Raw genomic sequence first — 16,920 nt, forward strand, 5'->3', positions numbered from 1 at the left:
AATCCTAAGGCCAAGGGAGAGGGGTGCGGAATGTCGGCAGGAAGCAAGACCGGGGCCATAGAGTTCGTGGGCGAGTTTGACCGCTATAACGTGGCCAGCGCCACCGGCTACCTGCGCTTGACCTACGCCGGCCCGTTGGACCTGGTGGCCCTCCTCTATAACGGTCCGGGGGACGCTAGCCCCCGCGCCTTGGACCCCGTGATGAACTGCGCCCCTGTTTCCCCCGCCACGCTTTTGGTGGTGCGGGACCGGGGCCTGGCCCGGGCGGGGTTTGACGAGGAGGGAAGCGGCCGGTACACCCTGGAGCTTTCCAGCACCCCCTGCCCATAGGGTCTTTAAAGGAGATGAGCCTGAGCTAAAGGCCCTTAAGCAAGTTCTCATCCTACCCCGCTGAACCGGTTCCCTGTTCAGCGGGCTTTTTAAATTATGGGAACCATTGCAGGGATAGTGGGGGCGGGTTCCATGAGGGAAAGCCCTCATGGTTCTCAGCTTCCTCCAGGCTTTGCCCGCATACTTGGGGGCGCTATGCGGGGTTTGACGCTTTTGCTCCTTTTCGCCCTCGCCGTTGCGGGGGGTTTCGCCCAGGAAGCGCAAAAGGTTTTGCGCCTCCAGGCCACGGCCTATACCTCCAGCCTCCGGGAGACCGACGTCACCCCCTTCGTCACTGCCACGGGGATGCGCACCCGGCTTGGGGTTCTGGCCGTGAGCCACGACCTCTTAAAGGTGCTACCCTACGGCACCAAGGTGCGCCTGCGCGACCTTGGGAGCGTGTACGGGCGGGGTAAGGGCCAGTTTGACTACCTCTTCCAAGGCCGCCTCTTCGTGGTGGCGGACGTGATGCACCCCAGGATGCGGGAGAAGGTGGACGTCTGGCTTCCCGACCGGGCCACGGCGGTGCGCTTTGGCCGCCGTTTGGTGGAGCTCGTGGTGGTGGAATACCCCCGGCGCTAGGGACCCTCGTTATCCTGGTCTCGTGCGCTTCGCCCTTTTCCTCGCCTGGGCCCACTTGACGCGAAGACCCCTGCAGACCTCCTTGGCCCTCCTGGGGGTGGGGGTGGGGGTGGCGGTGCTCTTGGCCGCCCTTTCCCTAACCAACGGCTTCGTGAGCGGCCTGGTGCGGGCCACCCTGAAGGCCTACCCCCACCTGGTCCTCTTTAGCTTCACGGAAGACCTCCCGCTCCTCCCCTCCCACCCCGAGGTGGAGAGTGCGGCTCCCTTCGCCGCCACCAAAGCCCTCCTCACCCGGCCGGCGGAAGGGGCCCGGGGGCCGGGGGTGGACTTCGCCACCTTGGTGGGCCTGGGGGAAGGGGGCGAGGCCCTGTACCCCGAGCTCGGCCTGAGGCTTGCGCCGGGAGGGGTCTACCTGGGCGCGGCCCTGATGCAGTCCCTGGGGGCGGTGGTGGGGGACCGGGTATACGCCCTTTCCGCCACCCAGGAGCGGGTGGCGCTTCGGGTCTTGGGCTCCTTCCGCACGGGGAACTACCTTCTGGACTCGGGCTACGCCTTCGTGGACCTGGCTTCCGTGGAAAAGCTCGCGGGCCTAAAGGCCCAGGGCTACCAGGTGCGGCTCAAAGACCCTTGGCGGGCCAAGGAGGTGGGGGTGGCCCTGGCGGGCACCCGCTTCTTCCCCCAAGCCTGGCAGGACTCCCAGCGCACCCTCTTGGAGCAGCTTACCCTGCAGAAGCGGGTGCTGGGCATCCTGGTCTTCCTCATCGTGGCGGTGGCCGCCTTGGGGGTGGCTAACCTTTTGGTGCTCAAGGTGGTGGAGAAGACCCCGGAGATCGCCCTCCTTCGGGCCATGGGGGCCTCGAGGCTCACCGTGGGCTTGGTCTTCGCCCTGGAGGGGGTGTTCCTGGGGGTGGGGGGCGTTTTGCTGGGCAACCTTCTCGGCTACCTCCTTTGCCTCTACCTCGCCCTGCGCCCCTTGGACCTGCCGGGGGAGCTTTACTTCCTCACCCATCTGCCGGTGGAGATGCGGTTTTCGGACTTCCTGGCGGTGAGCGGGGCGAGCCTTTGCGCCACCTTCCTTTCCGCCCTCCTGCCCCTTTTCCGCGCCTTGAGGGTCCAGCCCGGGGTGGTCCTAAGGTAGTTGCACGGGCGGGGCTTCTGCCCTAAACTCTTCTGGGCGGGCCGGTGTAGCTCAGCGGTAGAGCAACCGCCTCGTAAGCGGTAGGCCGCCGGTTCAAATCCGGCCACCGGCTCCAGACCCCCCGCCTGCGGGTGGGGGTCTTTTTTGTGCTTGCCAAAAGGCCCGAGGCCATGTACACTAGGCAAGTTGAGGGCCCTCAGGGCCAGCCCCTGGCCCTGAGGGTGGTGCCCTGTGCGGGCTAAACCGGGAAACTTCCCGGGTGGATCTTGAGAACACGGGGGCAAGTCCAAGAAGAAGGGAGTGGTGGCACTGCCGACGATCAACCAGCTGGTCAGAAAGGGCCGCGAGAAGGTCCAAAAGAAGAGCAAGGTTCCGGCCTTGAAGGGCTCGCCCTTCCGCCGGGGGGTGTGCACGGTGGTGCGCACGGTTACCCCCAAAAAGCCCAACTCCGCCTTGCGGAAGGTGGCCAAGGTACGCCTCACCTCGGGCTACGAGGTCACCGCCTACATTCCCGGCGAGGGGCACAACCTGCAGGAGCACTCCGTGGTCCTCATCCGGGGTGGCCGTGTGAAGGACCTGCCGGGCGTGCGCTACCACATCGTCCGCGGGGTCTACGACACGCAAGGCGTGAAGGACCGGAAGAAGAGCCGCTCCAAGTATGGGACCAAGAAGCCCAAGGAAACCAAGGGCGCGGCCCCGGCCAAGAAGAAGTAGGTGAGCCATGGCGCGGAGAAGAAGAGCAGAGGTACGCCAACTCCAGCCTGACCTGGTCTACGGGGACGTGGTGGTGTCGGCCTTTATCAACAAGATAATGCGGGACGGAAAGAAGAACCTGGCCGCCCGCATCTTCTACGATGCCTGCCGCATCATCCAGGAGAAGACCGGGCAGGAGCCTTTGAAGGTCTTTAAGCAGGCGGTGGAGAACGTGAAGCCCCGCATGGAGGTGCGTTCCCGCCGCGTGGGCGGGGCCAACTACCAGGTGCCCATGGAGGTTCCTCCCCGCCGGCAGCAGTCCTTGGCCCTGCGCTGGTTGGTGCAGGCGGCCAACCAGCGCCCCGAGCGCGGCGCCGCGGTGCGCATCGCCCACGAGCTCATGGACGCCGCCGAGGGCAAGGGCGGGGCGGTCAAGAAGAAGGAGGACGTGGAGCGCATGGCCGAGGCCAACCGCGCTTACGCCCACTACCGGTGGTAAACCATGGCGGTCAAGGTAGCGTACGACCTAAAGCGGCTCCGCAACATCGGCATCGCCGCGCACATTGACGCCGGTAAGACCACCACCACCGAGCGCATCCTCTACTACACCGGCAAGATCCACAAGATCGGCGAAGTCCACGAGGGCGCGGCCACCATGGACTTCATGGAGCAGGAGCGGGAGCGGGGCATCACCATCACCGCCGCCGTGACCACCTGCTTTTGGAAGGACCACCGCATCAACATCATTGACACCCCGGGCCACGTGGACTTCACCATTGAGGTGGAGCGTTCCATGCGGGTGCTGGACGGGGCCATCGTGGTCTTTGACTCCAGCCAGGGGGTGGAGCCCCAGTCGGAAACCGTCTGGCGCCAGGCGGAAAAGTACAAGGTGCCCCGCATCGCCTTTGCCAACAAGATGGACAAGACGGGGGCCGATCTTTGGCTGGTGATCCGCACCATGCAGGAGCGCCTGGGGGCGCGCCCGGTGGTGATGCAGCTTCCCATCGGCCGGGAGGACACCTTCTCGGGGATCATTGACGTCCTCCGCATGAAGGCCTACACCTACGGCAACGACCTGGGGACGGACATCCGGGAGATTCCCATCCCCGAGGAGTACCTGGACCAGGCCCGGGAGTACCACGAGAAGCTCATAGAGACCGCCGCCGACTTTGACGAGAACATCATGCTCAAGTACCTCGAGGGCGAAGAGCCCAGCGAGGAAGAGCTGGTGGCGGCCATCCGCAAGGGCACCATTGACATCAAGATCACCCCGGTGTTCCTGGGCTCGGCCCTGAAGAACAAGGGGGTGCAGCTCCTCCTGGATGCGGTGGTGGACTACCTGCCTTCCCCCTTGGACATCCCCCCCATCCGGGGCACCACGCCGGAAGGGGAGGAGGTGGAGATCCACCCCGACCCCGACGGCCCCTTGGCGGCCTTGGCCTTCAAGATCATGGCCGACCCCTACGTGGGCCGCCTCACCTTCATCCGCGTCTACTCCGGCACCATCACCTCCGGCTCCTACGTCTACAACACCACCAAGGGGCGCAAGGAGCGGGTGGCCCGCCTTCTCCGGATGCACGCCAACCACCGGGAAGAGGTGGAGGAGCTCAAGGCCGGGGACCTGGGGGCGGTGGTGGGCCTGAAGGAGACCATCACCGGGGACACCCTGGTGGGCGAGGACGCGCCCCGGGTGGTTCTGGAGTCCATTGAGATCCCCGAGCCGGTCATTGACGTGGCCATTGAGCCCAAGACCAAGGCGGACCAGGACAAGCTCTCCCAGGCCCTGGCCCGCTTGGCGGAGGAGGACCCCACCTTCCGGGTGTCCACCCACCCCGAAACCGGCCAGACCATCATCTCCGGGATGGGCGAGCTTCACCTGGAGATCATCGTGGACCGGCTCAAGCGGGAGTTCAAGGTGGACGCCAACGTGGGCAAGCCCCAGGTGGCCTACCGGGAGACGATCACCCGCCCCGTGGACGTGGAGGGCAAGTTCATCCGCCAGACCGGTGGCCGGGGGCAGTACGGCCACGTGAAGATCAAGGCCGAGCCCCTGCCCCGCGGCTCCGGCTTTGAGTTCGTCAACGCCATCGTGGGCGGCGTGATCCCCAAGGAGTACATCCCCGCCGTCCAGAAGGGGATTGAGGAGGCCATGCAGTCGGGGCCCCTCATCGGCTTCCCCGTGGTGGACGTGAAGGTCACCCTTTACGACGGCTCCTACCACGAGGTGGACTCCTCGGAAATGGCCTTCAAGATCGCCGGCTCTATGGCCATCAAGGAGGCGGTGCAGAAGGGGGACCCGGTGATCCTCGAGCCCATCATGCGGGTGGAGGTCACCACCCCCGAGGAGTACATGGGGGATGTTATCGGCGACCTGAACTCCCGCCGGGGCCAGATCCTGGGGATGGAGCCCCGGGGCAACGCCCAGGTGATCCGGGCCTACGTGCCCCTGGCGGAGATGTTCGGCTACGCCACCGATCTGCGCTCCAAGACCCAAGGGCGGGGCTCCTTCGTCATGTTCTTTGACCACTACCAGGAGGTCCCCAAGCAGATTCAGGAGAAGCTCATCAAGGGGCAGTAAGGACGCTTTTGGGGTGGGCCTTAGGGCCCACCCGTGCTTGCCGAAAGGAGAACGAGGATGGCCAAGGGCGAGTTTGTTCGGACGAAGCCTCACGTGAACGTGGGGACGATTGGGCACGTGGACCACGGGAAGACGACGCTGACGGCGGCGTTGACGTACGTAGCTGCGGCGGAGAACCCGAATGTAGAGGTGAAGGACTACGGGGATATTGACAAGGCGCCGGAGGAGCGTGCGCGGGGGATTACGATCAACACGGCGCACGTGGAGTACGAGACGGCGAAGCGGCACTATTCGCACGTGGACTGTCCTGGGCACGCGGACTACATCAAGAACATGATTACGGGTGCGGCCCAGATGGACGGGGCGATTTTGGTGGTATCGGCGGCGGACGGGCCGATGCCGCAGACGCGGGAGCACATTTTGTTGGCGCGGCAGGTGGGCGTGCCGTACATTGTGGTGTTCATGAACAAGGTGGACATGGTGGACGATCCCGAGCTTTTGGACCTAGTGGAGATGGAGGTTCGGGATCTTTTGAACCAGTACGAGTTTCCTGGGGATGAGGTGCCGGTGATTCGTGGGAGTGCGTTGTTGGCGTTGGAGCAGATGCACCGGAATCCTCAGACGAAGCGAGGGGAGAACGAGTGGGTGGACCGGATTTGGGAGTTGTTGGATGCGATTGACGAGTACATTCCCACGCCGCAGCGGGACGTGGACAAGCCGTTCTTGATGCCGGTGGAGGATGTGTTTACGATTACTGGGCGCGGGACGGTGGCTACTGGGCGGATTGAGCGTGGGAGGGTGAAGGTTGGGGACGAGGTGGAGATTGTGGGGCTATCTCCGGAGACGCGCAAGACGGTGGTGACGGGTGTGGAGATGCACCGGAAGACGCTGCAGGAGGGGATAGCTGGGGACAATGTAGGTTTGTTGTTGCGTGGGGTAAGCCGGGAGGAGGTGGAGCGGGGGCAGGTGTTGGCGAGGCCTGGGAGCATTACGCCGCACACGAAGTTTGAGGCCTCCGTGTACGTGTTGAAGAAGGAGGAGGGTGGGAGGCACACGGGGTTTTTCACGGGGTATCGTCCGCAGTTTTACTTTCGGACGACGGATGTGACTGGGGTGGTGGAGTTGCCCCCGGGTGTGGAGATGGTGATGCCTGGGGACAATGTGACGTTTACGGTGGAGTTGATCAAGCCGGTGGCGTTGGAGGAGGGTTTGCGGTTTGCCATCCGGGAGGGTGGGCGGACCGTGGGCGCCGGCGTGGTCACCAAGATCCTGGAGTGAGGTGAAGCATGCCCAAGATCCGCATCAAGCTTCGGGGCTTTGACCACAAGACCCTGGACGCCTCGGCCCAGAAGATCGTGGAGGCCGCGCGGCGCTCGGGGGCGCAGGTCTCGGGCCCCGTACCCCTGCCCACCCGGGTGCGGCGCTTCACCGTGATCCGGGGTCCTTTCAAGCACAAGGACTCCCGGGAGCACTTTGAGCTCCGCACCCACAACCGCCTGGTGGACATCCTGAACCCCAACCGCAAGACCATTGAAAGCCTCATGAACCTGGACCTGCCCACCGGCGTGGAGATTGAAATCAAGACCGTGGGAGGTGGCAAGTGAAGGGCATCCTGGGCACGAAGGTGGGCATGACCCGGATCTACAAGGACGACCGGGCCGTTCCCGTCACCGTGATCCTGGCCGGGCCCTGCCCCGTGGTGCAGCGGCGCACCCCGGAGAAGGACGGGTACCTGGCGGTCCAGCTGGGGTTTCTGCCCCAAAAGCCCAAGCGGGTGAACCGGCCCATGAAGGGCCACTTCGCCAAGGCGGGCGTGGCCCCGGTGCGGATCCTCAAGGAGATCCGGGACTTTAACCCCGAAGGCGACGTGGTGACGGTGGAGATCTTCAAGCCGGGGGAGCGGGTGGACGTCACCGGCACCTCCAAGGGCCGGGGCACCGCCGGTGTGATGAAGCGCTGGAACTTCGCCGGTGGGCCGGACTCCCACGGCGCCCACAAGATCCACCGCCACCCCGGCTCCATCGGTAACCGCAAGACCCCGGGCCGGGTGTACAAGGGCAAGCGCATGGCCGGCCGCTACGGGGCCGAGCGGGTCACGGTGATGAACCTCGAGGTGGTGGACGTCATCCCCGAGGAAAACCTCCTCTTGGTCAAGGGCGCGGTGCCGGGGCCCAACGGCGGCCTCCTGGTGGTGCGCGAAACCAAGAAGGTGGCCAGGTGAAGGCAGGTAAGGAGGACATGGTGTACCAGATCCCTGTGCTCTCCTCTTCCGGCAAGCGGGAGCTTGCCGCCGACCTCCCCGCCGAGGTCAACCCCCACCTCCTTTGGGAGGTGGTGCGCTGGCAGCTGGCGAACCGCCGCCGGGGCACCGCCAGCACCAAGACCCGGGGTGAGGTGGCCTACTCCAGCCGTAAGATCTACCCCCAGAAGCACACGGGCCGCGCCCGCCACGGGGACATCGGTGCCCCCATCTTCGTGGGCGGCGGTACTGTCTTCGGGCCCAAGCCCCGCGACTACGGCTACACCCTGCCCAAGAAGGTGAGGAAGGCGGGGCTAGCCATGGCCGTGGCCGACCGGGCCCGGGAGGGGAAGCTCCTTTTGGTGGAGGACTTCGCCGGGGTGAACGGCAAGACCAAGGAGTTCTTGGCCTGGGCGAAGGCGGCGGGACTGGACGGCTCGGAAACCGTGCTTTTGGTGGCGGAAAACGAGGTGGTCCGCCGCGCCGCCCGCAACCTGCCCTGGGTGGTCACCCTGGCCCCTGAGGGGCTCAACGTGTACGACATCCTGCGCACCGAGCGGCTTGTCATGGACCTGAAGGCCTGGGAAGCCTTCCAGGCCCGTTTGGGAGGTGAGGCGTGAAAACCGCTTACGACATCATCCTCGCCCCCGTCCTCTCGGAGAAGGCCTACGCTGGCTTCGCCGAGGGCAAGTACACCTTCTGGGTTCACCCTAAGGCCACCAAGACCGAGATCAAGAACGCGGTGGAGGAGGCCTTCAAGGTGAAGGTGGTGGGGGTCAACACCCTGCGGGTGCGGGGCAAGAAGAAGCGCCTGGGCCGCTACCTGGGCAAGCGCCCCGACCGCAAGAAGGCCATCGTCCAGGTGGCCTCCGGGCAGAAGATTGAGGCCTTGGAGGGCCTCATCTAGACCTGGCCGGGTGGGGTGCCCGGCCCCGATCCGGCAAGGAGGATTGAGAATGGCAGTCAAGAAGTTCAAACCCTACACCCCAAGCCGCCGCTTCATGACGGTGGCGGACTTCTCCGAGATCACCAAGACGGAGCCGGAGAAGTCCTTGGTCAAGCCCCTGAAGAAGACGGGGGGGCGGAACAACCAGGGCCGCATCACCGTGCGCTTCCGGGGCGGCGGCCACAAGCGGCTTTACCGCATTGTGGACTTCAAGCGCTGGGACAAGGCGGGCATCCCCGCCAAGGTGGCGGCCATTGAGTACGACCCCAACCGCTCCGCCCGCATCGCCCTTCTCCACTACGCCGACGGGGAGAAGCGCTACATCATCGCCCCCGAGGGCCTGCAGGTGGGGCAGCAGGTGGTGGCGGGGCCCGATGCCCCCATCCAGGTGGGCAACGCCCTTCCCCTGCGCTTCATCCCCGTGGGTACCGTGGTCCACGCCGTGGAGCTGGAGCCCAAGAAGGGGGCCAAGCTGGCCCGCTCCGCCGGCACCAGCACCCAGATCCAGGGCCGGGAAGGGGACTACGTGATCCTGCGCCTTCCTTCTGGGGAGCTTCGCAAGGTGCACGGCGAGTGCTACGCCACCATCGGGGCCGTGGGCAACGCCGACCACAAGAACATCGTCTTGGGCAAGGCGGGCAGGACCCGCTGGCTGGGGCGCAAGCCCCACGTGCGCGGCGCCGCCATGAACCCGGTGGACCACCCCCACGGCGGTGGCGAGGGCCGGGCGCCCCGGGGCCGTCCCCCCGCTTCCCCCTGGGGCTGGCAGACCAAGGGCCTTAAGACCCGGAACCGGCGCAAGCCTTCCAGCCGCTTCATCCTGGCCCGGCGCAAGAAGTGAGGTGAGCCATGCCGCGTAGCTTGAAGAAGGGCGTTTTCGTAGACGACCACCTTCTGGAGAAGATCCTGGAGCTGAACGCCAAGGGGGAGAAGCGGCTCATCAAGACCTGGAGCCGCCGCTCCACCATCGTTCCCGAGATGGTGGGGCACACCATCGCGGTCTACAACGGCAAGCAGCACGTGCCCGTCTACATCACCGAGAACATGGTGGGGCACAAGCTGGGTGAGTTCGCACCCACCCGCACCTACCGGGGGCACGGCAAAGAGGCCAAGGCCACCAAGAAGAAGTAGCCATGGAAGCGAAAGCCATTGCCCGTTACGTGCGCATCGCCCCCAGGAAGGTCCGGCTCGTGGTGGACCTGATCCGGGGGAAGAGCCTCGAGGAGGCCCGCGCCATCCTGCGCTACACCCACAAGCGGGGGGCCTACCACGTGGCCAAGGTGCTGGAGTCCGCCGCCGCCAACGCGGTGAACAACCACGACATGCTGGAGGATCGGCTTTACGTGAAGGCGGCCTTCGTGGACGAGGGGCCCGCCTTGAAGCGGGTGCTTCCCCGGGCCCGGGGCCGGGCGGACATCATGAAGAAGAAGACCAGCCACATCACGGTGATCTTGGGGGAGAAGCATGGGAAATAAAATCCACCCCATCGGGTTCCGGCTCGGCATCACCCGGGACTGGGAGTCCCGCTGGTATGCGGGGAAGAAGCAGTACCGCCACCTCCTCTGGGAGGACCAGAAGATCCGCGAGGTCCTCACCAAGGAGCTCTACCCGGCGGGGCTTGCCCGCATTGACATTGAGCGGGCGGCGGACAACGTGGCGGTGACCGTGCACGTGGCCAAGCCCGGCGTGGTCATCGGCCGGGGCGGGGAGAAGATCAAGGTCCTGCGGGAAACCCTGTCCAAGATGACGGGGAAGAACGTGGCCTTGAACGTCCAGGAGATCCACAACCCCAACCTCTCCGCTCCCCTGGTGGCCCAGCGGGTGGCGGAGCAGATTGAGCGCCGCTTCGCCGTGCGCCGGGCCATCAAGCAGGCGGTGCAGCGGGTCATGGAATCCGGGGCCAAGGGGGCCAAGGTCATCGTCTCCGGGCGCATCGGGGGGGCGGAGCAGGCCCGCACCGAGTGGGCCGCCGAGGGCCGGGTGCCCCTTCACACCCTGCGTGCTAACATAGACTACGGCTTCGCTTTGGCCCGCACCACCTACGGGGTGCTGGGGGTCAAGGCGTACGTCTTCTTGGGCGAGGTGATCGGCGGCCAGAAGGCCAAGGCCCGGGCCGAAGGCCCCAAGGGCGAGGAGAAGCCCCGCCGCCGCCGCCCCGCCGTGCGGGTGAAAAAGGAGGAGTAGGCCATGCTGATGCCCAGGCGCATGAAGTACCGGAAGCAACACCGGGGCCGCATGAAGGGGGCCACGAAGGGGGGCGATTACGTGGCCTTCGGGGACTACGGCCTGGTGGCCCTCGAGCCCGCCTGGATCACCTCCCAGCAGATTGAGGCGGCCCGTGTGGCCATGGTGCGCCACTTCCGCCGCGGGGGGAAGATCTTCATCCGCATCTTCCCCGACAAGCCCTACACCAAGAAGCCCTTGGAGGTGCGGATGGGTAAGGGTAAGGGCAACGTGGAGGGGTACGTGGCGGTGGTGAAGCCGGGCCGGGTGATGTTTGAGGTGGCGGGGGTGAACGAGGAGCAGGCCCTGGAGGCCTTGCGCATCGCCGGCCACAAGCTTCCCATCAAGACCAAGATCGTGCGGAGGGACGCCTACGATGAAGCTCAGTGAGGTGAAGAAGGAGCTGGAGGAGGCCCGCAAGCTCTCCCCGGCGGAGCTGGAGAAGCTCATCCGGAAGAAGAAGCAGGAGCTGATGGAGCTCCGCTTCCAAGCCTCCATCGGCCAGCTTTCCCAGAACCATAGGATCCGGGAAACCCGCAAGTCCATTGCCCGGCTCCTCACGGTGCTGAACGAGAAGAGGAGGGCCAATGCCTAAGAAGGTGCTGACCGGGGTGGTGGTGAGCGACAAGATGCAAAAGACCGTCACGGTCTTGGTGGAGCGCCAGTTCCCCCACCCCCTCTACGGCAAGGTGATCAAGCGCTCCAAGAAGTACCTGGCCCACGACCCCGAGGAGCGGTACAAGGTGGGGGACGTGGTGGAGATCGTGGAGGCCCGCCCCATCTCCAAGCGCAAGCGCTTTAAGGTACTGCGGCTTCTGGAAAGCGGGCGGCTTGACCTGGTGGAAAGGTACGAGGTCCGCCGCCAAAACTACGCCAGCCTTTCCAAGCGGGGAGGTAAGGCATGATCCAGCCCCAGACCTATCTGGAGGTGGCCGACAACACCGGGGCCCGCAAGATCATGTGCATCCGCGTCCTCAAGGGCTCCAACGCCAAGTACGCCACCGTGGGGGACATCATCGTGGCCAGCGTCAAGGAGGCCATCCCCCGCGGGGCGGTGAAGGAAGGGGATGTGGTGAAGGCGGTGGTGGTGCGCACCAAGAAGGAGGTGAAGCGGCCCGACGGTTCGGCCATCCGTTTTGACGACAACGCCGCCGTCATCATCAACAACCAGCTGGAGCCCCGCGGCACCCGCGTCTTCGGCCCCGTGGCGAGGGAACTCCGCGAGAAGGGCTTCATGAAGATCGTTTCCCTGGCGCCGGAGGTGCTCTGATGCAGACCAAGGTGCACGTGAAGAAGGGGGACACCGTGCTGGTGGCCTCCGGCAAGTACAAAGGCCGCGTGGGCAAGGTGAAGGCGGTGTTACCCAAGCGCCAGGCGGTGATCGTGGAAGGGGTGAACATCGTCAAGAAGGCGGTGCGGGTGAGCCCGCAGCACCCCCAGGGCGGGTTCGTGGAGCAGGAGGCCCCCTTGCACGCCTCCAAGGTGCGCCCCATCTGCCCCGCCTGCGGCAAGCCCACCCGGGTGCGCAAGAAGCTCCTGGAAGACGGGCGGAAGATCCGGGCCTGCGCCAAGTGCGGCGGGTCCTTGGACGTGGAGGAGTAGCATGCCTCTGGACGTTGCCCTGAAGAAGAAGTACTACGAGGAGGTCCGGCCCGAGCTCATCCGCCGCTTCGGCTACCAGAACATCTGGGAGGTTCCCAGGCTGGTGAAGGTGGTGGTGAACCAGGGCCTGGGCGAGGCCAAGGAGGACGCCCGCATCCTGGAGAAGGCCTCCAAGGAGCTCGCCCTTATCACCGGCCAGAAGCCGGCGGTGACCCGGGCGAAGAAGTCCATCTCCAACTTCAAGCTCCGCAAGGGCATGCCCATCGGCCTTCGGGTGACGCTGCGGGGGGACCGCATGTGGATCTTCCTGGAAAAGCTCCTCAACGTGGCCCTGCCCCGCATCCGCGACTTCCGGGGCGTGAACCCGGCAAGCTTTGACGGCCGGGGCAACTACAACCTGGGCCTCAAGGAGCAGCTCATCTTCCCCGAGGTCACCTACGATATGGTGGACGCCCTTAGGGGGATGGACATCGCGGTGGTCACCACCGCCAGGACCGACGAGGAGGCCAAGGCCCTTTTGGAGCTCTTGGGTTTTCCCTTCCGCAAGTGAGGCGAGCATGGCGAGAAAAGCGCTGATTGAGAAGGCCAAGCGGACCCCTAAGTTCAAGGTGCGGGCCTACACCCGGTGCGTGCGGTGCGGGAGGGCCAGGAGCGTCTACCGCTACTTCGGTCTTTGCCGGCTCTGCCTGCGGGAGCTGGCCCACAAGGGGCAGCTTCCTGGGGTGAAGAAGGCCAGCTGGTAGGCCGTGGCCGGTCGGGGGGGTTCCCTCGAGACCGCATGGCTTGGGAGTGAGGTAAAAGGAGAGAGGAAATGCTGACGGACCCCATTGCCGACATGCTGACCCGGATACGCAACGCCACCCGGGTCTACAAGGAGAGCACCGAGGTGCCCGCCTCCCGCTTTAAGGAGGAGATCCTGAAGATCCTGGCGCGGGAGGGCTTCATCAAGGGGTACGAGCGGGTGGAGGTGGACGGCAAGCCCGTGCTGCGCATCCACCTGAAGTACGGCCCCAGGCGCCCCGGGCTTGACCCCCGCCCCGAACAGGTCATCAAGCACATCCGGCGCATCAGCCGCCCGGGACGGCGGGTTTACGTGGGGGTGAAGGAGATCCCCCGGGTGCGCCGGGGTCTCGGGATCGCCATCTTGTCCACGCCCAAAGGGGTTCTCACCGACCGGGAGGCCCGCAAGCTGGGCGTGGGCGGCGAGCTCATCTGCGAGGTGTGGTGATGTCTAGGATTGGTCGGCTTCCCATTCCCCTGCCCAAGGGGGTCAGCGTGGAGGTGGCCCCGGGCCTGGTCAAGGTCAAGGGCCCCAAGGGCGAGCTTTCCGTGGCCATCTCCCCCGAGATGCGGGTGGTGGTGGAGGAGGGTGTGGTCCGGGTGGAGCGCCCTTCGGACGAGCGCCGCCACAGGAGCCTTCACGGCCTCACCCGCACCCTCATCGCCAACGCGGTGAAGGGGGTGTCCGAGGGGTACGCCAAGGAGCTCCTCATCAAGGGCATCGGTTACCGGGCGCGGCTTGTGGGCCGGGCGGTGGAGCTTACCGTGGGCTACAGCCACCCCGTGGTGGTGGAGCCCCCGGAGGGGATCACCCTCGAGGTGCCCGAGCCCACCAGAATCCGGGTGGTGGGCATTGACAAGCAGCGGGTGGGCCAGGTGGCCGCCGACATCCGGGCCATCAAGAAGCCCAGCGCCTACCACGAAAAGGGCATCTACTACGCGGGCGAGCCCGTCCGCCTCAAGCCCGGCAAGGCCGGGGCCAAGAAGTAGGGGGGATTATGGCACGGCTTACCGCATACGAGCGCCGCAAGTTCCGGGTGCGCAACCGCATCAAGCGCACGGGCCGGCTACGCCTTTCCGTCTTCCGCAGCCTCAAGCACATCTACGCCCAGATCATTGACGACGAAAAAGGGGAGACCTTGGTGGCCGAGTCCAGCCTGGCCCTCAAGCTCCAGGGCAACAAGACCGAGGTGGCCCGGCAGGTGGGGCGGGCCCTGGCGGAGAAGGCTTTGGCCAAGGGCATCAAGCAGGTGGCCTTTGACCGCGGCCCCTACAAGTACCACGGCCGGGTGAAAGCCCTGGCCGAGGGGGCCCGGGAGGGCGGTCTGGAGTTCTAAGGGGGGGACCATGCCCGAGACCGACTTTGAAGAGAAGATGATCCTGGTGCGGCGCACCGCCAAGACCTACCAGGGCGGCCGCCGCTTCCGCTTCGGGGCCTTGGTGGTGGTGGGCGATCGGCAGGGCCGGGTGGGCCTGGGCCTGGGCAAGGCCAAGGAGGTGCCCTTGGCGGTGCAGAAGGCCGGGTACTACGCCCGCCGCAACATGGTGGAGGTGCCCATCCAAAACGGCACCATCCCCCACGAGATTGAGGTGGAGTACGGGGCGTCCAAGATCCTCCTGAAGCCCGCCGCCCCCGGCACCGGGGTGATCGCCGGGGCGGTGCCCCGGGCCATTTTGGAGCTGGCGGGCATCACCGACATCCTCACCAAGGAGCTGGGAAGCCGCAACCCCATCAACATCGCCTACGCCACCATGGAAGCCCTGCGGCAGCTCCAGACCAAGGAGGACGTGAAGCGCCTCCGGAAGGGCGGGGAGGAGTGATGGCTAAGCTCAAGGTCAAGTTGGTGAAAAGCCCCATCGGCTATCCCAAGGACCAGAAGGCGGCCCTGAAGGCCTTGGGACTCACCAAGTTGCAGAAGGAGAAGGTGTTGGAGGATACCCCGGCCATCCGGGGCAACGTGGCCAAGGTGGCCCACCTTCTCCGGGTGGAGGTGCTGGAATGAAGCTCACCGACCTAAAGCCCAATCCCGGGGCGAACAAGAAGCGCAAGCGGGTGGGGCGGGGCCCTGGCTCCGGCCACGGCAAGACGGCCACCCGGGGTCATAAGGGGCAGAAGTCCCGCTCCGGTGGCCTCAAGGATCCCCGCCGCTTTGAGGGGGGGCGCTCCACCACCCTCATGCGCCTGCCCAAGCGGGGCATGCAGGGGCAGGTGCCGGGGGAGATCAAGCGCCCCAAGTACCAGGGGGTGAACCTCAAGGACCTGGCCCGCTTTGAAGGGGAGGTGACCCCGGAGCTTCTCGTGCAGGCGGGCCTTCTGAAGAAGGGGTACCGGCTCAAGGTGCTGGGGGAAGGGGAGGCCAAACCCCTCAAGGTGGTGGCCCACGCCTTCTCCAAAAGCGCCCTGGAAAAGCTGAAGGCCGCGGGCGGGGAAGCCGTCCTCTTGGAGGGCTAAGATGCTGAAGGCCTTCCGGAGCGCCCTCCAGATCCCCGAGCTTCGCCAGCGCATCCTCTTCACGCTCCTGGTCCTGGCCGCATACCGCCTGGGGGCCTTCATCCCCACCCCGGGGGTGGACCTGGATAAGGTCCAGGAGTTCTTGCGCACCACCCAAGGGGGGGTCTTCGGCATCATCAACCTCTTTTCCGGCGGTAACTTTGAGCGCTTCTCCATCTTCGCCCTGGGCATCATGCCCTACATCACCGCCGCCATCGTCATGCAGCTTCTGGTGAACGTGGTGCCGGCGTTGGAGAAGCTATCCAAGGAAGGGGAGGAGGGCCGCCGCATCATCAACCAGTACACCCGCATCGGCGGCATCGCTCTGGGGGCCTTCCAGGGCTTCTTCCTGGCCACGGCCTTCTTGGGGGCGGAGGGGGGGAGGTTCCTCCTCCCCGGCTGGTCCCCGGGGCCCTTCTTCTGGCTGGTGGTGGTGGTCACCCAGGTGGCGGGGATCGCCCTCCTCCTCTGGTTGGCGGAGCGCATCACCGAGTACGGCATCGGCAACGGCACCAGCATGATCATCTTCGCCGGCATCGTGGTGGAATGGCTGCCGCAGCTGGTGCGCACCGCGGGCCTCATCCGCACCGGGGAGGTGAACCTGGTGGCCTTCCTCTTCTTCCTGGCCTTCATCGTGCTGGCCTTCGCCGGGATGGTGGCGGTGCAGCAGGCGGAGCGCCGCATCCCGGTGCAGTACGCCCGCAAGGTGGTGGGCCGCAGGGTGTACGGGGGCCAGGCCACCTACATTCCCATCAAGCTGAACGCCGCCGGGGTGATCCCCATCGTCTTCGCCGCCGCCATATTGCAGATCCCCATCTTCCTCGCTGCCCCCTTCCAGGACAACCCCGTGCTCCAGGCCATCGCCAACTTCTTCAACCCCACCCATCTTTCCGGGCTCCTCCTCGAGGTCCTCCTCATCGTCCTCTTCACCTACGTCTACACCGCGGTGCAGTTTGACCCCAAGCGCATCGCCGAGTCCTTGCGGGAGTACGGGGGGTTCATCCCGGGCATCCGCCCTGGGGAGCCCACGGTGAAGTTCCTGGAGCACATCGTCTCCCGCCTCACCCTCTGGGGAGCCATTTTCCTGGGCCTGGTGGCGGCCTTGCCCCAGATCATCCAAAACCTCACCGGGGTGAGGAGCATCGCCTTCTCAGGGATCGGCCTGTTGATCGTGGTGGGGGTGGCCCTGGACACCCTGAGGCAGATTGAGAGCCAGCTGATGCTCAGGAACTACGAAGGGTTCCTTTCCAAGGGCCGCATCCGCGGCCGCACGCGCTAG

Annotated in this window: 28 protein-coding genes, 1 tRNA gene and 1 pseudogene; all 30 read left to right on the forward strand. The window is 65.7% G+C overall.

The features are described from left to right. Positions 1-330 (forward strand): annotated as a pseudogene (locus QT17_RS06550) (hypothetical protein); the annotation flags it as partial. Between the two features lie 195 nt (positions 331-525). Further along, complete coding sequence (locus QT17_RS06555; RefSeq protein WP_039458076.1) at positions 526-951, forward strand: 3D domain-containing protein; 426 nt, start codon at positions 526-528, stop codon at positions 949-951. A gap of 22 nt (positions 952-973) precedes the next feature. Then, a complete protein-coding gene (locus tag QT17_RS06560; RefSeq protein WP_039458078.1) occupies positions 974-2,089 on the forward strand; it encodes an FtsX-like permease family protein in 1,116 nt (371 codons plus the stop codon). A 40-nt stretch (positions 2,090-2,129) separates the two neighbouring features. Further along, positions 2,130-2,204 (forward strand) — tRNA-Thr (locus QT17_RS06565). A gap of 194 nt (positions 2,205-2,398) precedes the next feature. Then, positions 2,399-2,803: a 30S ribosomal protein S12 gene (gene rpsL, locus QT17_RS06570; protein WP_038059159.1), complete on the forward strand. Its 405-nt coding sequence runs from the start codon at positions 2,399-2,401 to the stop codon at positions 2,801-2,803. A gap of 7 nt (positions 2,804-2,810) precedes the next feature. Then, complete coding sequence (rpsG, locus tag QT17_RS06575) at positions 2,811-3,281, forward strand: 30S ribosomal protein S7 (protein ID WP_039458081.1); 471 nt, start codon at positions 2,811-2,813, stop codon at positions 3,279-3,281. Between the two features lie 3 nt (positions 3,282-3,284). Next, complete coding sequence (gene fusA / locus QT17_RS06580) at positions 3,285-5,360, forward strand: elongation factor G (RefSeq protein WP_039458084.1); 2,076 nt, start codon at positions 3,285-3,287, stop codon at positions 5,358-5,360. 57 nt (positions 5,361-5,417) lie between these two features. Continuing rightward, positions 5,418-6,638 carry an elongation factor Tu gene (gene tuf, locus QT17_RS06585; RefSeq protein ID WP_039458085.1) on the forward strand — a complete coding sequence of 407 codons (1,221 nt, stop codon included), beginning with the start codon at positions 5,418-5,420 and terminating at the stop codon, positions 6,636-6,638. 8 nt (positions 6,639-6,646) lie between these two features. Next, the gene (gene rpsJ / locus QT17_RS06590) at positions 6,647-6,964 is read left to right on the forward strand and encodes a 30S ribosomal protein S10 (protein WP_039458086.1); all 318 of its coding nucleotides are present in this window, start codon (positions 6,647-6,649) and stop codon (positions 6,962-6,964) included. Next, on the forward strand, positions 6,961-7,581 hold the full coding sequence (gene rplC, locus QT17_RS06595) for a 50S ribosomal protein L3 (RefSeq protein ID WP_039458088.1): 621 nt from the start codon (positions 6,961-6,963) through the stop codon (positions 7,579-7,581). The genes rpsJ and rplC overlap by 4 nt, the downstream gene beginning before the upstream one ends. A 17-nt stretch (positions 7,582-7,598) precedes the next feature. Further along, positions 7,599-8,219 carry a 50S ribosomal protein L4 gene (gene rplD, locus QT17_RS06600; protein WP_039458368.1) on the forward strand — a complete coding sequence of 207 codons (621 nt, stop codon included), beginning with the start codon at positions 7,599-7,601 and terminating at the stop codon, positions 8,217-8,219. Beyond that, complete coding sequence (locus QT17_RS06605) at positions 8,216-8,506, forward strand: 50S ribosomal protein L23 (RefSeq protein ID WP_039458090.1); 291 nt, start codon at positions 8,216-8,218, stop codon at positions 8,504-8,506. Before rplD ends, QT17_RS06605 begins: the two co-directional genes overlap by 4 nt. Before the next feature lie 49 nt (positions 8,507-8,555). Then, positions 8,556-9,386 (forward strand): 50S ribosomal protein L2, encoded by an 831-nt coding sequence (rplB, locus tag QT17_RS06610; protein ID WP_039458091.1) that lies wholly within the window; start codon positions 8,556-8,558, stop codon positions 9,384-9,386. An 8-nt stretch (positions 9,387-9,394) separates the two neighbouring features. Further along, positions 9,395-9,676 carry a 30S ribosomal protein S19 gene (rpsS, locus tag QT17_RS06615; RefSeq protein WP_039458092.1) on the forward strand — a complete coding sequence of 94 codons (282 nt, stop codon included), beginning with the start codon at positions 9,395-9,397 and terminating at the stop codon, positions 9,674-9,676. Between the two features lie 2 nt (positions 9,677-9,678). Next, entirely contained in the window at positions 9,679-10,020 is a 342-nt protein-coding gene (gene rplV / locus QT17_RS06620) for a 50S ribosomal protein L22 (protein ID WP_039458095.1), read from the forward strand. Beyond that, positions 10,010-10,729, forward strand: a complete 720-nt coding sequence (gene rpsC / locus QT17_RS06625; protein ID WP_039458098.1) for a 30S ribosomal protein S3 — start codon at positions 10,010-10,012, stop codon at positions 10,727-10,729. Before rplV ends, rpsC begins: the two co-directional genes overlap by 11 nt. A gap of 3 nt (positions 10,730-10,732) precedes the next feature. Beyond that, positions 10,733-11,158 carry a 50S ribosomal protein L16 gene (rplP, locus tag QT17_RS06630; protein WP_039458101.1) on the forward strand — a complete coding sequence of 142 codons (426 nt, stop codon included), beginning with the start codon at positions 10,733-10,735 and terminating at the stop codon, positions 11,156-11,158. After that, positions 11,145-11,363 (forward strand): 50S ribosomal protein L29, encoded by a 219-nt coding sequence (gene rpmC / locus QT17_RS06635; protein ID WP_039458104.1) that lies wholly within the window; start codon positions 11,145-11,147, stop codon positions 11,361-11,363. The genes rplP and rpmC overlap by 14 nt, the downstream gene beginning before the upstream one ends. Further along, positions 11,356-11,673 carry a 30S ribosomal protein S17 gene (rpsQ, locus tag QT17_RS06640; protein WP_039458107.1) on the forward strand — a complete coding sequence of 106 codons (318 nt, stop codon included), beginning with the start codon at positions 11,356-11,358 and terminating at the stop codon, positions 11,671-11,673. The genes rpmC and rpsQ overlap by 8 nt, the downstream gene beginning before the upstream one ends. After that, positions 11,670-12,038, forward strand: a complete 369-nt coding sequence (rplN, locus tag QT17_RS06645; RefSeq protein WP_015718099.1) for a 50S ribosomal protein L14 — start codon at positions 11,670-11,672, stop codon at positions 12,036-12,038. Before rpsQ ends, rplN begins: the two co-directional genes overlap by 4 nt. Then, positions 12,038-12,370, forward strand: coding sequence for a 50S ribosomal protein L24 (rplX, locus tag QT17_RS06650; protein WP_039458114.1), 333 nt, complete (start codon positions 12,038-12,040; stop codon positions 12,368-12,370). The genes rplN and rplX overlap by 1 nt, the downstream gene beginning before the upstream one ends. 1 nt (position 12,371) lies before the next feature. Next, positions 12,372-12,920, forward strand: a complete 549-nt coding sequence (gene rplE / locus QT17_RS06655; protein ID WP_039458117.1) for a 50S ribosomal protein L5 — start codon at positions 12,372-12,374, stop codon at positions 12,918-12,920. Positions 12,921-12,927: 7 nt separating this feature from the next. Next, positions 12,928-13,113, forward strand: a complete 186-nt coding sequence (locus tag QT17_RS06660; protein ID WP_018111303.1) for a type Z 30S ribosomal protein S14 — start codon at positions 12,928-12,930, stop codon at positions 13,111-13,113. Positions 13,114-13,181: 68 nt separating this feature from the next. Then, positions 13,182-13,598, forward strand: a complete 417-nt coding sequence (gene rpsH, locus QT17_RS06665; RefSeq protein WP_039458124.1) for a 30S ribosomal protein S8 — start codon at positions 13,182-13,184, stop codon at positions 13,596-13,598. Continuing rightward, a complete protein-coding gene (gene rplF, locus QT17_RS06670) occupies positions 13,598-14,140 on the forward strand; it encodes a 50S ribosomal protein L6 (protein ID WP_039458126.1) in 543 nt (180 codons plus the stop codon). Before rpsH ends, rplF begins: the two co-directional genes overlap by 1 nt. A gap of 8 nt (positions 14,141-14,148) precedes the next feature. After that, the gene (rplR, locus tag QT17_RS06675; RefSeq protein WP_039458129.1) at positions 14,149-14,487 is read left to right on the forward strand and encodes a 50S ribosomal protein L18; all 339 of its coding nucleotides are present in this window, start codon (positions 14,149-14,151) and stop codon (positions 14,485-14,487) included. A gap of 10 nt (positions 14,488-14,497) precedes the next feature. Further along, the gene (gene rpsE, locus QT17_RS06680) at positions 14,498-14,971 is read left to right on the forward strand and encodes a 30S ribosomal protein S5 (protein WP_039458133.1); all 474 of its coding nucleotides are present in this window, start codon (positions 14,498-14,500) and stop codon (positions 14,969-14,971) included. Beyond that, positions 14,971-15,153 carry a 50S ribosomal protein L30 gene (rpmD, locus tag QT17_RS06685; protein WP_039458136.1) on the forward strand — a complete coding sequence of 61 codons (183 nt, stop codon included), beginning with the start codon at positions 14,971-14,973 and terminating at the stop codon, positions 15,151-15,153. The genes rpsE and rpmD overlap by 1 nt, the downstream gene beginning before the upstream one ends. Continuing rightward, positions 15,150-15,602, forward strand: a complete 453-nt coding sequence (gene rplO / locus QT17_RS06690; protein ID WP_039458138.1) for a 50S ribosomal protein L15 — start codon at positions 15,150-15,152, stop codon at positions 15,600-15,602. The genes rpmD and rplO overlap by 4 nt, the downstream gene beginning before the upstream one ends. A 1-nt stretch (position 15,603) precedes the next feature. After that, positions 15,604-16,920 carry a preprotein translocase subunit SecY gene (gene secY / locus QT17_RS06695; protein WP_039458140.1) on the forward strand — a complete coding sequence of 439 codons (1,317 nt, stop codon included), beginning with the start codon at positions 15,604-15,606 and terminating at the stop codon, positions 16,918-16,920.

The sequence above is a fragment of the Thermus sp. 2.9 genome, assembly GCF_000794385.1.
GTDB lineage: Bacteria > Deinococcota > Deinococci > Deinococcales > Thermaceae > Thermus > Thermus thalpophilus.